At 55.4% G+C, this 15243-nt stretch carries 14 protein-coding genes; all 14 read right to left on the reverse strand.

Going from position 1 to position 15243, the window contains the following annotated elements; all coding sequences use genetic code 11:
* Positions 1 to 205 precede the first annotated feature (205 nt).
* Positions 206 to 1885 (reverse strand): ribonuclease J, encoded by a 1680-nt coding sequence (locus BMW84_RS07095; RefSeq protein WP_091065999.1) that lies wholly within the window; start codon positions 1883 to 1885, stop codon positions 206 to 208.
* Between the two features lie 489 nt (positions 1886 to 2374).
* Positions 2375 to 3250 (reverse strand): 4-hydroxy-tetrahydrodipicolinate synthase, encoded by an 876-nt coding sequence (dapA, locus tag BMW84_RS07100; RefSeq protein ID WP_091066002.1) that lies wholly within the window; start codon positions 3248 to 3250, stop codon positions 2375 to 2377.
* A 16-nt stretch (positions 3251 to 3266) separates the two neighbouring features.
* Positions 3267 to 4487: an aspartate kinase gene (gene dapG, locus BMW84_RS07105; RefSeq protein WP_091066004.1), complete on the reverse strand. Its 1221-nt coding sequence runs from the start codon at positions 4485 to 4487 to the stop codon at positions 3267 to 3269.
* A 101-nt stretch (positions 4488 to 4588) separates the two neighbouring features.
* The gene (locus tag BMW84_RS07110) at positions 4589 to 5185 is read right to left on the reverse strand and encodes a dipicolinate synthase subunit B (protein WP_091066006.1); all 597 of its coding nucleotides are present in this window, start codon (positions 5183 to 5185) and stop codon (positions 4589 to 4591) included.
* Positions 5186 to 6082: a dipicolinate synthase subunit DpsA gene (gene dpsA, locus BMW84_RS07115; protein ID WP_091066009.1), complete on the reverse strand. Its 897-nt coding sequence runs from the start codon at positions 6080 to 6082 to the stop codon at positions 5186 to 5188.
* A gap of 234 nt (positions 6083 to 6316) precedes the next feature.
* Complete coding sequence (gene dut / locus BMW84_RS07120; RefSeq protein ID WP_175498762.1) at positions 6317 to 6766, reverse strand: dUTP diphosphatase; 450 nt, start codon at positions 6764 to 6766, stop codon at positions 6317 to 6319.
* A complete protein-coding gene (locus BMW84_RS07125; protein WP_091066015.1) occupies positions 6738 to 8006 on the reverse strand; it encodes a M16 family metallopeptidase in 1269 nt (422 codons plus the stop codon). The genes dut and BMW84_RS07125 overlap by 29 nt, the downstream gene beginning before the upstream one ends.
* Positions 8007 to 8082: 76 nt before the next feature.
* Positions 8083 to 9069, reverse strand: a complete 987-nt coding sequence (locus tag BMW84_RS07130) for a polysaccharide deacetylase family protein (RefSeq protein WP_091066019.1) — start codon at positions 9067 to 9069, stop codon at positions 8083 to 8085.
* 192 nt (positions 9070 to 9261) lie between these two features.
* Positions 9262 to 11364, reverse strand: a complete 2103-nt coding sequence (gene pnp / locus BMW84_RS07135) for a polyribonucleotide nucleotidyltransferase (protein WP_091066021.1) — start codon at positions 11362 to 11364, stop codon at positions 9262 to 9264.
* A gap of 216 nt (positions 11365 to 11580) precedes the next feature.
* Positions 11581 to 11850, reverse strand: a complete 270-nt coding sequence (rpsO, locus tag BMW84_RS07140) for a 30S ribosomal protein S15 (protein WP_091066023.1) — start codon at positions 11848 to 11850, stop codon at positions 11581 to 11583.
* A gap of 150 nt (positions 11851 to 12000) precedes the next feature.
* Positions 12001 to 12948 carry a bifunctional riboflavin kinase/FAD synthetase gene (locus BMW84_RS07145; RefSeq protein ID WP_091066025.1) on the reverse strand — a complete coding sequence of 316 codons (948 nt, stop codon included), beginning with the start codon at positions 12946 to 12948 and terminating at the stop codon, positions 12001 to 12003.
* Between the two features lie 31 nt (positions 12949 to 12979).
* Positions 12980 to 13897, reverse strand: coding sequence for a tRNA pseudouridine(55) synthase TruB (truB, locus tag BMW84_RS07150; RefSeq protein ID WP_091066028.1), 918 nt, complete (start codon positions 13895 to 13897; stop codon positions 12980 to 12982).
* Positions 13894 to 14871 carry a DHH family phosphoesterase gene (locus BMW84_RS07155; protein ID WP_091066031.1) on the reverse strand — a complete coding sequence of 326 codons (978 nt, stop codon included), beginning with the start codon at positions 14869 to 14871 and terminating at the stop codon, positions 13894 to 13896. The genes truB and BMW84_RS07155 overlap by 4 nt, the downstream gene beginning before the upstream one ends.
* A gap of 16 nt (positions 14872 to 14887) precedes the next feature.
* Positions 14888 to 15241, reverse strand: coding sequence for a 30S ribosome-binding factor RbfA (gene rbfA, locus BMW84_RS07160; protein ID WP_091066033.1), 354 nt, complete (start codon positions 15239 to 15241; stop codon positions 14888 to 14890).
* Positions 15242 to 15243 lie beyond the last annotated feature (2 nt).

Below are 15243 nucleotides of genomic sequence, written 5' to 3' on the forward strand. Positions count from 1 at the left end.
CTGCCTCTTCCTTTCGGGTAGTAAATACTCGCAAGCCGCAATTAAAGCTCCTGTTAGTATGACATTCCACAGGACTTCCTTATGCAAGGAGATGATGCTACAGGCTAGGCCCCATGAATACAAAAAAACCCCGCACTCCTGGAAACCGTCCAATATTTCCGGAGTGCGGGGTCTATTCATCCGTTTCGTTGAAACGGAAAGCTCATTATACTTCCATGATGATCGGCAGGATCATCGGTCTACGGCGGGTCTGTTCATACAGGAACCGGCCGAGCGAGTCTTTCACGCTGGTCTTGAGCGAAGCCCATTCATTGACCTTCTCGCTCATGAGGCGTTGCAGCGTACTGGATACGATGCGGTTTGCTTCGTCCAGCAGCCCTTCGGATTCGCGGACATACACAAAACCACGGGAGATGATATCCGGACCGGAGACGATGGATCCGTTCTGCTTGCTGAGCGTAACCACCACAACGAGAATGCCGTCCTGGGACAGCAGCTTGCGGTCGCGGAGCACGATGTTGCCGACGTCGCCGACGCCAAGGCCGTCGATCAGCACGTTGCCGGCTGTGACTTTACCGGCTTTACGGGCCGCGCCGCCTTGAATTTCAACGATTTCGCCGATTTCGGTGATGAAGATATTATCCGGGTCCACGCCGACGGATTCGGCCAGAAGCGCGTGTTTGCGCTGCATACGGAACTCGCCGTGGATTGGCAGGAAATATTTCGGCTTCATCAGATTCAGCATCAGCTTCAGCTCTTCCTGGCTGCCGTGGCCCGATACGTGTACGCCGGAATTCGATCCGGAATAGATTACGTTAGCGCCGAGGCGGAACAGCTCATCGATGGTACGGCCGACGTATTTCTCGTTGCCCGGTACCGGAGTCGCCGCGATAATGACCGTGTCACCCGGCAAAATATCCACTTTGCGGTGGCTGGAGCGGGCCATGCGCGTAAGCGCGGACATCGGCTCGCCCTGGCTGCCTGTGCAAAGCACGACTACGCGGTTGGCGGCCATGCGGTTCATTTCCTCCGGTTCAATCAACATGCCGTCCGGTACATGCAGGTACCCGAGTTCGGAAGCGATCGTCACGACGTTAACCATGCTGCGGCCGATAACGGTAATCTTGCGGCCGGTTGATTCGGCGGCGTTGACCACCTGTTGAATCCGGTGAACGTTCGAAGCAAAAGTAGCAACGACTACGCGTTGTTCGGCTTTGCGGAAAATATCCTCCAGTACGACGCCGACATTTTTCTCCGACGGGGTAAAACCCGGTTTCTCGGCATTGGTGCTGTCCGACATGAGTGCCAGTACGCCTTTTTGCCCGATTTCGGCCATGCGGTGCAGGTTGGCAAATTGATCGTTGACCGGAGTGTGGTCGAATTTAAAGTCCCCGGTATGAACGACATTGCCTTCAGGCGTTTCGATGCAGACGCCGACGGAGTCGGGAATGCTGTGGTTGGTGCGAAAAAAAGTCACGCGCATCGAGGTGCCGACTTCAATTTCCGAATCTTCATGAATCAGGATGCGTTTGGTTTCGCCGAGCAGGTTCGCTTCTTTCAGCTTGTTCTCAACGAGTCCGAGCGTAAGTCTTGTTCCGTATACCGGAACGTTCAGGTTCTTCAGCACATAAGGCAATCCGCCGATATGGTCCTCGTGGCCATGGGTAAGGAAAATGCCTTTAACCTTGTCGCGGTTCTCCGTCAAATACGAGATGTCGGGAATGACAATATCGATACCGAGCATATCCTCTTCCGGGAACTTCAGTCCCGAGTCCACGACGACGATGTCGTTGCCGTATTGGACGACATACATGTTTTTTCCGATTTCGCCGACACCGCCCAATGCAAAAATGAGCAGTTTATCGTTGTTGTTTTTTTTGGACAAATGAATCTAACCCTCCTATAATGTTGGACGTCATACTTTTATTTTGCAAACCATGAGCTTCACAAATTAGCGGCGCTGAACACTTCTCCATAAATGTCGGACGCTTCCTTAATATACAAGAAATTTCCATTCCATTCTTGCACCGCTGCCAATGTATCTCCGAATCCGATGATCAAGCTATAGCGGAACAAACGCCGTTCAACTTCAGCGTCGCACGCCTTACGCGATAATTAGCAGCAATAACACAGACCTGTAGTAGGACCTATCCTGTTTTACAATGTAAAATTAACATTGCCGGAAGATTACCGCATATTTAATTTAACCGCACCCAGTCACTTGAGAACATTATACATGATTTTTTTGCCAAAAGACAAGTCAAGCTCTTCGTGAGGCTATTTTCCCCTAGCCGGGGGGCGTTTATTTCCGAAAAAGGTATAAAAAAAACCGGAAATTCCAGACGGAATTTCCGGTTGCCGCTTGCGCTGTCGGCTACTGCAGCAGCGCTTCGATAAAAGCCGCTTCCTCCGGGCTTGGCGCCACCAGCGGCAGCCGGACGGTGCCGACATTATGGCCTCTGAGGGCAAGCGCATATTTGACCGCCGACGGATTCGGCAGCGGCTGCGGACATTCGAACAGTCCCTTGAAGACGGGAAAAAGCTCGCGGTGCAGCGCACCGGCTCTGGTGACCTGCCCGGAAGCATACGCCCCGATCATCTCTTGCATGCGTGCGCCGACGATATGGCTCGCTACGCTGATGATGCCATGGCCGCCGACGGCTAACGCCGCCAGACCTGCGGAATCGTCGCCGGAATAGACATGGAAGTCGACTGGACAGCCGGAGACAATCAGCGTGATCTGGTCGACCGAGGCGCATTCCTTTGTGGCGACGATATTCGGTATTTCCGCCAGCCGCAGCGTCGTCTTCGCGCTCATGCTGACGCCGGTCCGGCCGGGAATGTTATACAGAATGCAGGGCAGGCTCGTGGCTTCGGCAATCGCCGCGAAATGCCGGTAAAGCCCTTCCTGATTTGGTTTGTTGTAATAAGGCACCACCAGCAACACACCGTCGACGCCGATTTTTTCGGCTTCCCGGGTCAGATGGATGGAGTGGCTCGTGCTGTTCGTACCGGTACCCGCAATCACCTTGCAGCGGCCGGCCGCCTGATTCAGTACATGCGCAAACAGCTTCAGCTTCTCTTCATCGCTCAGCGTGGGCGATTCGCCAGTTGTTCCGCAGACGACGAGGGCTTCGGATTTCTGCTCTTCGATTAGATAATCCACCAGCCTCGAAGTCGCTTCCCAGTTGATCTCGCCATCCCCGTGAAAGGGAGTGACCATCGCGGTAATCAGTCTTCCGAAATCCACTTTGAATTCCTCCTTGTCAGCGGTGCAATTCAAACTTGGCATGCAGCGCACGAAGCGACTGCACCATATCCTCTTTCTTGACGAGTACCCAGATGGTTGTATTGGAGTCCGCGGACTGAAGAATCTGAATTTTCTCGGCGGTCAGCGCTTCGACGATGCGGGCCATAATGCCCGGAACACCGTTGATGCCGCCTCCGATGACCGAAACCTTGGCGCAGCCGGACAAGCTGCGCGGACGCAGTCCCAGCTCCTGGAGCGCGGCGATCGCCTGCTCCGACTTATCGTCATTCACCGTGTACAGCACTTCCGCCGGTGTCACGCTGATAAAGTCGACGCTGATGCCGTTATCCGCCATGCTCTTGAAGATCTGCAGCTGTACGCCGGTTCCGTTGCCGTCCGGGCATTCTACTGCGATTTGCGTGATATTGTTGACATAGGCGACGCCCGTAACAAAGCGGTCCACAATGCCGTTCTGCACGTCGCTGAAGCCTTCCGGCTGGGCGACGAGCGTGCCGTGCGCATCCGAGAACGTGGAACGAACGCGAACCGGAATTTGCGCCTGCATGGCAATCTCCACGGCGCGCGGATGGATGACCTTCGCACCCTGGTAGGCCATATTGCAAATCTCTGTATAGCTGACCTGCGACAGCTGCTTGGCATCCTCGACAATGCGGGGATCAGCCGTCAGAATGCCGTCGACGTCGGTATAGATATCGACCATCTCGGCGCGCAGCGCCGCACCAAGCGCGGTAGCGGAAGTGTCGCTGCCGCCGCGTCCCAGCGTCGTGAAATCCCCGGTTTCCGTTTGTCCCTGGAACCCGGTGACTATAACTACTTTATTCTCGCGCAGCTCTCTTAGAATGCGGTCGGTCCGCACGTCGAGAATTCTCGCGTTGCCGAAGTTGTTATCGGTAAGAAAGCCTGCCTGTGCCCCGGTAAGCACCGTTGCGCGAATGTCCTCCTGCTCCAGAAGGCCGCAGAGCGTCGTTGCGGAGATGATCTCTCCACAGCTCATGAGCAGATCCTTCTCCCGGTCCGGAAGCGCGTTCCCGTTCTGTACGGCCATGTCAAGCAGCGTATCCGTAGCGTACGGCTCGCCTTTGCGCCCCATGGCGGATACGACGACGACCAGGCTAAAACCGGCGGCCAGCTCCCGTTTGATATGGCGGATGACATGCTCCCGGGCAGCCGGGGTGGACATCGACGTACCGCCGAATTTTTGCACCAAAATACCCATCAATAATTCCTCCATTACATCAATAAGCAAGTTGAACCGCCCCCAGGGGTGAGGACGGCGTTGGGATAAACCTATGAAGAGCGGTTCCGCCCGGCAGTGGTTTAGGCCGAATGGAAACGTTCGATAATCATCGGCTGCAATTGATTGCCCTGCAGGGCTGCGTAACAGGTCTCGGGGATCAGCTCCATCCGCGCGACAAGCGAATTCGGCTTGCCGTGCGGGCTGTCCTGCCCGAACGGAACGAAATACATGTTCTTCGTTACAAGCAGTTTCGCGATATTGGCGGCATTCAGTCCGAGGCCGTCGTTGGTGGAGATCGCAAGCACGATCGGACGGCCGTTGCGCATTTGCGCTTTGGCGGCCATCAGTACCGGACTGTCCGTCATGGCGCTCGCCAGCTTACTTGTCGTATTCCCTGTGCAGGGAGCGATGGTGAGCACATCCAACAGCTTGGAAGGCCCCAGCGGTTCCGCTTCAACAATTGTAGAAATGATATCATTACCTGTTATATCTTTCAACTGTTTTAACCAATTTTGCGAAGTGCCGAACCGGGTGTCCGTGTTCAGCACCGAGGCCGAGACGATCGGCACCACCTTGGCGCCGCCGTCCATAAAACGCTGGATTTGGGGCATGACCTCCGCAAAGGTGCAATGCGAGCCGGTAATCGCATAACCTACCGTTTTTCCGTGCCAATCCATTTATTCGTCCCCCCTGCTAGTGATCTCATCCGTAATTGACTGTATCAGCGCATTGGCCATAATGATTCCCGCGCTTTTCGGGGCGACGATTCCCGGGAGGCCGGGAGCCAGCATCGCCTTGATGCCGCGTCTCTCCGCATAACGGAAGTCGCAGCCGCCCGGCGCGGAGGCCAGATCAATAATGAGGCAATGTTTCGGCAGACGCTGCAGCACCTGCGCGGTGATAATCAGGCTTGGAATGGTATTGAACAGGAGATCGACGTCCTGGACCTGCGCCGGCAGCTCTCCGGTCATAAACGGCTTCCAGCCCATCTCCTCCGCCCTGGCAAAATGCTCCTGCTTGCGTACGCCCACCTTGACGGTAGAGCCCAATCCTTGCAGCGCCCTGGCCATCGTAAAACCGGTCCGTCCCATACCGAGCACCATGGAGGTAGAGCCGTGGACGGTAAAATCCGTATTCTGAATCGCCATCACCAGCGCGCCTTCCGCCGTCGGGATGGAGTTGTAGATGGCCACGTCGTCCCGGTTCAGCAATTCAACCAGTTTAAGGGAGTATTTGGCGCATAGGCTGCGCAGATAACCTTTGGCCATTCCGGTATAAACCGCAGCGCGCGGCGGCAGCGCGGCAACCAGCTCTTCCGTCAGCTGCAGCCGTACCGATGAAAAAATCGCATTGATATTGCCTTCATCGTCGCAGCCGACCGTCGGCAGCACCAGAACGTCGGCACTGCCTAGCAACTCCGGTGAAAGTTGTTCCAGGTTCGCGCCAGGGCAAGGCGTTTCCCATTTGTCGAACCCGGCGGCGCTTACCGTCGCATCCATTTCCACGCATTTTCGTATCACTTCCAGCTGTCTCGCGTCCCCGCCCAGGAACACGATCCTGATGCCAGTAAGCATAGGGATGACGCTCCTTTCCAAAAGCCACAATCGAATATAGAGCATCTTATGCCGGGGCACGGAGATGGGTGAAAGCGGAGGCGAATTATTGAGCTGTGGCGAAGCTGTGCAAAATCTAGGGCCGAGAACATGGCAAACAGCTCCTCTATGCAAAAAAAAGCTTGCGGATTATGCCTTTCGGCATTCCACAAGCTTTTATCTAAATCATGTAGTGGTTCGGATGGATGGCCTTACCTATTTCCCCGTATGACCGAAACCGCCGGCGCCCCGCACCGTCTCGTCAAGCCCCTCGACTTGCGTGAGGGTTACGGACGGTACCGCCTGGAACACCATCTGGGCGATCCGCTCGTTCCGGGCGATGGCAAAAGGCTCCTGCCCCAAATTGATCAGCAGTACCTTGATCTCCCCGCGGTAATCCGCGTCGATCGTTCCCGGTGTGTTGAGGCAGGTAATGCCGTGCTTGAAGGCCAGTCCGCTGCGCGGGCGGATTTGCGCCTCCAGGCCGTCCGGCATGGCCAGCGCAATTCCCGTTGGGATCAGCGCGCGCTCGCCAGGCGCCAGTAGCACTTCGTCTTCTACCGCCGCGTGCAGATCATAACCGGAGGCCTGCTCCGACATTTTGCGGGGTGCAAGGACATCCTCGTTGCCCGGAAGTTTATACAGTTGAACGCAATAAGACAAGATCATCTCTCCTAACATTGGCTATCGCTTTATCGGTGGAACCGACCATCGCCACCGCCAGCGGATGGGCAAACATATGATCCAGCAGCCGGTTCATATCCTCCATCGTCACTTTCGCGATTTTGGTGATCATATCGTCCAGTGTATCATGCCTGCCGAGCATCAGCTCGTTTTTTCCGATCCGGTTCATCCGGCTGCTTGTACTTTCCAGACTGAGAATGAGGCTGCCCTTCATCTGCTCCTTGCCTTTGCGCAGCTCATCTTCGCTGATCCCTTTCACGGCCAGCTCGTAAAGCATTTCCTTCACGAGTTCGGTGACTTCCTTCGTCTGTTTCGGAGCAGTACCGGCATATACCGTGAACAGGCCGCTGTCCGCCTGTGAGCTGTGGTAAGAATATACGGAATAGGCCAGCCCGCGCTTTTCGCGGATTTCCTGGAACAGCCGGGAGCTCATGCCGCCGCCGAACGCGTTGTTCAGCAGTACCATCGGATACTGCAGCGCTCCGCCGCTCTCTACGCCCGGAAGCGAGATGCAGATATGGTTTTGCTCGGTTTTTTTGCGGTGGAACAGCAGATCGCCGTGAAAATCCGGAGCGGTCAGCGCATCGTCGGCGCCATGCACGTTAAAGGAACCGAAATGCTTCTCCAGCAGTCCGATCAGGCCGTCGTCGATATTTCCCGCCACGCTAATGACCGTATTCTCAATGGTATACCGGCGCTTCATATATCCGCGAAGATCGTCAGGGGTCATCTCCTGCAGGCGTTCCTTGAGGCCTAGGATCGAATAGGCCAGCGGATGCTCCCCGTAAGCGGCCGCGCACATGAGATCATGGACCAGGTCATCCGGCGTATCCTCGCACATGGCGATTTCTTCGAGAATGACGTTTTTCTCCTTGGACAGCTCTTCGGGATCAAACTGGGAACGGAAAAACATATCCGCCAGCACATCTACGGCAATCGGCAGATGCTCATCGAGAACCTTGGCGTAATAGCAGGTGTATTCTTTGGCTGTAAACGCATTTACGTTGCCGCCGACCGCATCGAACTGTTCGGCGATTTCTTTGGCGCTGAACCGGTCCGTTCCTTTGAACAGCATATGTTCGATAAAATGCGAAATCCCGTTGTTCCCCGGGGTCTCATTGCGGGAGCCGGTTTTGACCCAGATTCCGAAGGATACGGATCGGCCGGTCGGAATTTTTTCCGTAACCACCCTTAAACCGTTCGACAATACTGTTTTTTCCAAATTCAAGTCCTCCTGGCGTCGATAGCTATGTTCTGAACAACGACTCGTGCTTTTTATCGTAACAGAATTACACGTTTCACTCAACCTTCACCGGGAGCACGCGCTCCGGCGACAGCGTCTCGCTTACCGTACCCAGCGTCAGGCCTTTGGCCCGGATTGCATCGATCATGCCCTTCAGCGCGACGGAGGACGAACGCGTCGGATGCATGAGAATAAGGCTGCCCGGCTCGACCTTGGAGCCGATCTTCGCGACGATCGAGCTTGGCGAAGGATGGGTCCAGTCGACGGTATCGAGTGTCCAGAGCACGGTTTTGAGACCGAGCGAAGCGGCAATCTCCACCGTCTCCTGGTCAAAATCGCCCGATGGCGGCGCAAACCAGCGGTTTTCTACGCCAAGGCTGTCTTTGAGCAGCTTCTGCGTCTTGCTAATCTCTGCCGTCGCCCGCGCCTTGCTGAGGGTGCTCATGTTGGGGTGGGTATACGCATGATTTTCCAGCTCGTGCCCGCGCTTTTGAATTTCTTCGGCCAGTGCCTTGTTTTTGCTCAGCCAGCTGCCGTCCAGAAAAAAAGTCGCCTTCACCTTCTCCTGATCCAGCACGTCCAGCATCGGCACGATATATTCATTGCCCCAAGCCACGTTAATCATCAGCGAGACCATCGGCTTAGCCGGATTGCCCCGGTAAATCGGCTGTGCCCCGAGATCATCCAGCGTAATCTTCGCCGGAATTTGCCGGGTTACCCATTGTATGGCGTCTGTACTGCCACGCAGCAGCGTTTCCCGGTAAGTCGCTTCTACATCTACCTCCATACCATTGTAGCCCGGAATCGCCTTCCAGACCCGGTCTACGACGGCATCGACAGGCGCAGCATTCAGCTTGGCTGCCTCGTTTTCGATACTCGCACGCAGATTCTTTTTCTCCGCTTTCGGAACCATGCCCCATACGGCAGCAGCCGGCTGCGGCTTCATCGCCTGCAGCATGTCCTTCACTGGACCGACCGTGCTTCCAATGCCGACGACGATGGCCATACAGGCCAGTACCACCGCCGCTTTATCCGTTCTCATAACGCCCTTCCTCCCCGGGATGCACCGACTCCCCGCTTTTACAACGGGGGACGCTTTGTCCAAAGCCTATGAATCTTCGGGCAGAAATATTCGGGAGCTCACAATAAAAAAAGACAGAAAAGCATACGCTTCTGTCTCTTTGCTCCTGTCCGCGGACAGGTCGTCTTTAATTGTAGGATAGGGAACGCCGGCTTATGCCTTCGCGCCGCTCTCCGAAGTCAGCACGGCTTTGCGGGACAGGTTGACCCGACCTTGCTGGTCGATTTCGGTTACCTTGACGGTGATGGTGTCACCGATGGCGACCACGTCTTCCACTTTGGCTACGCGCTCCGTGGACAGCTGGGAAATATGCACCAGGCCGTCTTTGCCCGGAATCAGCTCAACGAAAGCGCCGAACTTTTCGATCCGGCGAACCGTACCGACATAGATCTCGCCTACTTGGACTTCCTTGACGATGCCTTCGATGATGCCTTTGGCTTTCTGGATCATCGCTTCGTCGGAAGAACTGATGAAGACGCGTCCGTCCTGCTCGATATCGATCTTCACGCCGGTTTCATCAATGATTTTGTTGATGATTTTGCCGCCGGCGCCGATAACGTCGCGGATTTTGTCCGGGTTAATGTTGATAATGATGATCTTAGGCGCATATTTCGAAAGGCTTTCTCTTGGCGCAGAGATGGCTTCCATCATCTTGCCGAGAATGAACATCCGGCCTTCTTTGGCTTGTTTGAGCGCATCCTGCAGAATGCTGCGGTCGATGCCCGCAATTTTGATATCCATTTGGATGGCGGTTACGCCTTCGGCGGTACCGGCAACTTTAAAGTCCATGTCGCCCAGATGGTCTTCCATGCCTTGAATATCCGTAAGGATCGATACATGTTCGCCGTCCTTGATCAGGCCCATCGCCACGCCGGCAACCGGCGCTTTGATCGGTACGCCTGCATCCATCATTGCCAGGGTGCTGGCGCAGATGCTTGCCTGCGAGGTCGAACCGTTCGATTCAATAACTTCGGATACGAGACGGATGGTATACGGGAAATCCGCTTCGCTAGGAATTACCTTGGACAACGCACGCTCGCCGAGCGCTCCGTGCCCGATTTCGCGGCGGCCCGGTGCCCGGAGCGGACGCGCTTCCCCTACGCTGAACGGCGGGAAGTTGTAATGATGCATGAAGCGTTTGGTTTCAGCCAGGTCGATTCCGTCGAGGATCTGCACATCGCCGAGCGCGCCAAGCGTACAGACGCTGAGCGCCTGGGTTTGTCCGCGGGTGAACAAGCCGGAGCCGTGGGTTCGCGGAAGCAAGTTCGTGTCGCAGTCGATCGGGCGGATCTCATCAAGTTTACGGCCGTCCGGACGCACTTTATCATGAGTGATCAGTCGTCTGACTTCTTCTTTAACGATGTCATGCAGTACTTCCTTAACATCCTTCAGCAATTCAGGCGATTCTATGTATTTCTCAGCGAAATACGCGACCGTCTCATTGTTGACAACGTCGATGGCTTCCTGACGGGCATGCTTCTCGGCAATTTTAACCGCTTCTACGAGACGTTCAGACGCAAAAGCGCGGACCTCTGCGTTCACTTCGGCATTAACCGCATGCAGTTTGACTTCCATCTTCACTTTGCCGGCGATTTTCACCAGTTCTTCGATCGTCGCCACAATGTTCTTGATTTCTTCGTGGCCGAACATAATGGCTTCCAGCATCGCTTCTTCCGGCACTTCATTGGCTTCGGCTTCCACCATCATGATGGCATCCTTCGTTCCGGCAACCACCACGAACATATCGCTGATTTCCTGCTGGGCGATCGTCGGGTTAATGATGAACTCGCCGTTGATCCGTCCAACGTTCACACCGCCAATCGGGCCGTCAAACGGCACGTCGGAGATGCTCAGCGCAGCGGAAGTGCCGATCATTGCGGCAATTTCCGGCGAGCAATCCTGATCCACGCTCATGACCAGGTTCAGCACCTGCACGTCATTGCGGAATCCTTCCGGAAAGAGCGGACGAATCGGACGGTCGGTCAGACGGCTGGACAGAATCGCTTTTTCACTCGGTCTGCCTTCCCGTTTGATGAAGCCGCCCGGGATTTTGCCGACGGCGTATAATCTTTCCTCATAGTTGACGGTTAACGGAAAAAAGTCCAGATCCTTAGGTTCACTGGAGGCTGTAACCGTACACAAAACCGCAGTATCGCCATAACGGACCATCACTGCCGCATTCGCCTGCTTCGCCAAACGGCCGGTTTCCAGCACGAGCGGTCGTCCGCCCAGCAGCATTTCTACACGTTGTTCCATAAAATCCCTCCTTATTGTTTCTATGATCTCAAGCAAAAACGGCTTGTCCTTCCGGATGAAAGGTAATATAGCCGTTTATCGCGAATCCTATCTACTTGCTTGTTACCAAAGTTTTCCCTAAATTTTCAAAAAGCAACCCGGCTGTCCCGTTGTCGCTCCGAAAAGGACATACGGTATACAACCAGGCTGCTTTAAGGGTAGTAGTCTTATGGAAAATTAACGACGCAATCCCAGTTTTTCAATCAGGGCGCTGTAACGTTGAACGTCCTTGTTCTTCAGGTACGCCAGCAGCTTACGACGTTGTCCAACCATTTTCAGCAGTCCGCGGCGGGAATGATGATCCTTCTTGTGCGTACGCAAGTGGTTGGTCAAGTTAACGATATTTTCCGTAAGGATAGCAACTTGCACCTCAGGGGATCCGGTATCGGATTCATGAGTTTTGTGCTCGTCGATCAATTGGTGTTTACGCTCTTGAGTCAATGCCATCCTGTTCACCTCCTTCATAATAATCGCCGTTAGCCTCGTAGCCGTCGGTGAGAACGGGCAACCAAGCCAAGGTTATGGTGCTGTCATGCCAGCAACGTTTATCAGTATAGCATCTATAGCAACAAAAGTAAATGGCATGTCCAGCACAGGTTAATGCAGCTGCGCAAGCAGCCGTTTCGCCGTTTCCGCGTCCTCGCCGATCTGCGCAATCAGCGCGCCGACAGACTCAAACTTGCGTTCGGGGCGAATAAAGGAGATGAGCTCCACCTTAAGATCATGTCCGTAAATATCCTGCGCGAAGTCGAACAGATGTACTTCGAAGCTCGGCTGGATTGATCCGTCATGAAAAGTTGGCTTAACACCGACATTCATCACTCCGGTCAGCGCGGTCTCCCCGTCGTAAGCCTTTACCGCGTAAACGCCTTTCGCGGGAACGACGTAGCGGTCTGCCAGGCGAAGGTTCGCCGTTGGAAAACCGATCGTCCGGCCGCGCTTCTCTCCGTCCACGACGGTACCGCACAGATGATACGGACGGCCGAACCAGCTATTCGCCAGCGCCAAATCACCGGAGAGCAGGCTTTTGCGGATGCCCGAGCTGCTGACTTTCTCCCCGCCGATCAGAAACGGCGGTGTAGTGATGACCTCCATCCGCCCGCTGCCCAGCTCGCGCAGCATCTCGGCATCGCCTTCGCCCTTGTAACCGAAGCGGAAATCAAAGCCGACGACGGCAGTCGCCAGTTCAAGCGGAAAAATCATCCCCGTGACGAAATCGTGCGGACTCACCCGGGAGAGCTGCTCGTTAAATTCAATGATATATAATAGATCGACGCCCATCCCGGCCAAAATCTCCTGCTTGTCCTGCAGCGGGGTCAAATAACCTTCATAATCGCCCTTGCCCATCACATCCTTCGGATGGGGATGAAAGGTGATGACGGCTGCCGGCACGCCCAGGCGGCGGGCTTCAGCAACGGCGGAAGCGATCACTGCGGCATGCCCGCGGTGCAGTCCGTCGAATTGACCCAGGGCGGCAACCTGCGGCTGCCCCCACTCCTTGGCCGCTTCCGGCGTTATCGGATAATTTAAGGTAACGGTTTTCACGCTGCTTCTCACCTACAATTCACAAATAAAGTCAATCATTCTGCGCAAACACTTTGACGGGAGCAATGGCCCCGTCTTCATCGCGTTCAAAAATACCGAGGAAATCGCCGCCCGGCGCATACAGCCGGAGATGGCCGCTGACTTTGACTTCCGGCGCCACCAGGCGGCTGGACAGCCGCTGGCCGGAAATCGCCGCCCGTACCTTCTCTTCCGTGACGATATGGCGGGGCAAATGCGAAATGGCCTCGTCGGCCGGGATCAGTACAGACTGCAGTGTTCCCGCTTCGCGGTGCTCGGCAATCTGCTCCAATGTCAGGCAGCGGCTAACCGGGATGCCGGCCGACATTGTGCGCGTCAACTTCACCATCACCGCAGGCACGGCCAAAGCCTGGCCGATATCGACGCACAGCGTGCGGATATAGGTTCCTTTGGAACAGCGCACCCGGAAGGTAATCTCGGGATGCGGCTGATTGAGGTTCAGCTCGGTCGCCTCCAGCTCGTAAATCTCCACTTCGCGGCTTTTGCGTTCCACGGTTTTTCCCGCCCGGGCCAGCTCGTACAGCCGCTTGCCGTCCACCTTGACCGCCGAATACATCGGCGGAACCTGGGAGATGACGCCAGTGAACGAATCCAGCACCCGACGGACATCAGCTTCCGATACTTTCACTTCGTCAAGCTGTTCAAGCACGGTGCCGGTGATATCCTCGGTATCGGTGGATAAGCCCAGCCTTACGGTTGCAATATATTCCTTGGGCAATTCCTGAATATACTCGACAATCCGCGTGGCCCGGCCAAGACAAAGCGGAAGCACGCCGGTCACCTGGGGATCGAGTGTGCCCGCATGGCCGATCCGTTTCATTCCGATAATCCGCCGCGCCTTGGCGACGACATCATGGGAGGTAAAGCCTGCCGGCTTGAATACGGCAAGTACGCCGCTCAGTTCGCTCATAGGCGTTTGCGTACCTCCTCCAGCACGCGCGGAATCGCTTCTTCCAGCGTCATATCGATTCGCGCACCGGCAGCGCGGGTATGGCCCCCGCCGCCGAACACCTGGGCCAGCTCGGCCACATCGACCTTGCCGGCAGAGCGCAGGCTGACCTTCACCGACCGCTCGGTAATCACCTTGAACAGCATACCCACTTCCACGCCGCGGATATTGCGCGGATAATTGACGATGCCCTCGAGATCCTCATTGGCCGCACCGCACTCCTCCATATCCTGCGGTGTTACATACACCCAGGCGATATCGCCATCAGAACTGAGCTGCAGCGTGTTCAGCGCCCGATTGAGCACCTTCACCTGTGCCAGCGTCATCTCCTCCAGCAGTGTCTCCGCCAGTTCCGGACCGTTCACGCCAAGCGCCAGCAGCTCCGATACCGCAGCCATCACTTTCGGTGAAGTATTCGTATACCGGAAACCGCCGGTATCCGTCAACAGCCCGGTATACAGGGCTGTTGCCACATCGATATCCCACTGTACCTGAAACGTCTTCAGCAGGTCGAACAAAATTTCCGCAGTCGCCGCCGCATCCGGTTTGATCAGCGTAACCGCCCCGTATCCGTTATTGGTCGGATGATGGTCGATATTTGCAATAAGGGCATCGGGTGCGAAATAACGCTGAGTGAGGCCCACGCGCTGAAAGTCTGCGCAATCGACGCATATGACGCGGTCATATGTACGCGTCAATTCGCCGTCGGCCAAATTGACGATTTGATCCGCATGCCACAAATATCTCATCCGCTGCGGAATCGGACCTTCGTTCAGCATCGTAAATTTTTTGCCCAGACATGAGAGAAGCCAGCCCACCGCTAGGGTGGAGCTGACTGCATCTCCGTCCGGCTGAACATGCGACACTACTAAATAATCGTCATGATCCAGCAGAAACTCACGGGTCTGCTGGAGACTTTGTTCATAGCTCTGCATTCGCCGTCTCCTTTATTTAGCTCTCTTCGTGTTTGCCGATTTCCCCGAGCAGCTTCTCGATATGACTGCCGTACGCGACGGATTCATCAATCTTGAACACCAGCTCAGGGGTATGGCGCAGGCGGATCGCCTTGCCGAGTTCCGAACGGAGGAAGCCGTTCGCTTTCTCGATCGCCTTCAGCGAACCGTTCACCTGCTCCGCATCGCCAAAGACGCTGAGATATACCTTGGCCAGCGACAGATCGTTCGTTACATCAACTCCGGTAACGGTAACGAATCCGACGCGCGGATCCTTGAGACCGCTTTGGATCAGCTGGCTCAGCTCTTTTTTGATCTGCTCGCCAACCCGTCCGGCTCTGATTTTAGACATTT

Origin of the sequence: Paenibacillus sp. NFR01, from assembly GCF_900111565.1 — a bacterium.
In the GTDB taxonomy this organism is placed as follows: domain Bacteria; phylum Bacillota; class Bacilli; order Paenibacillales; family Paenibacillaceae; genus Paenibacillus_AQ.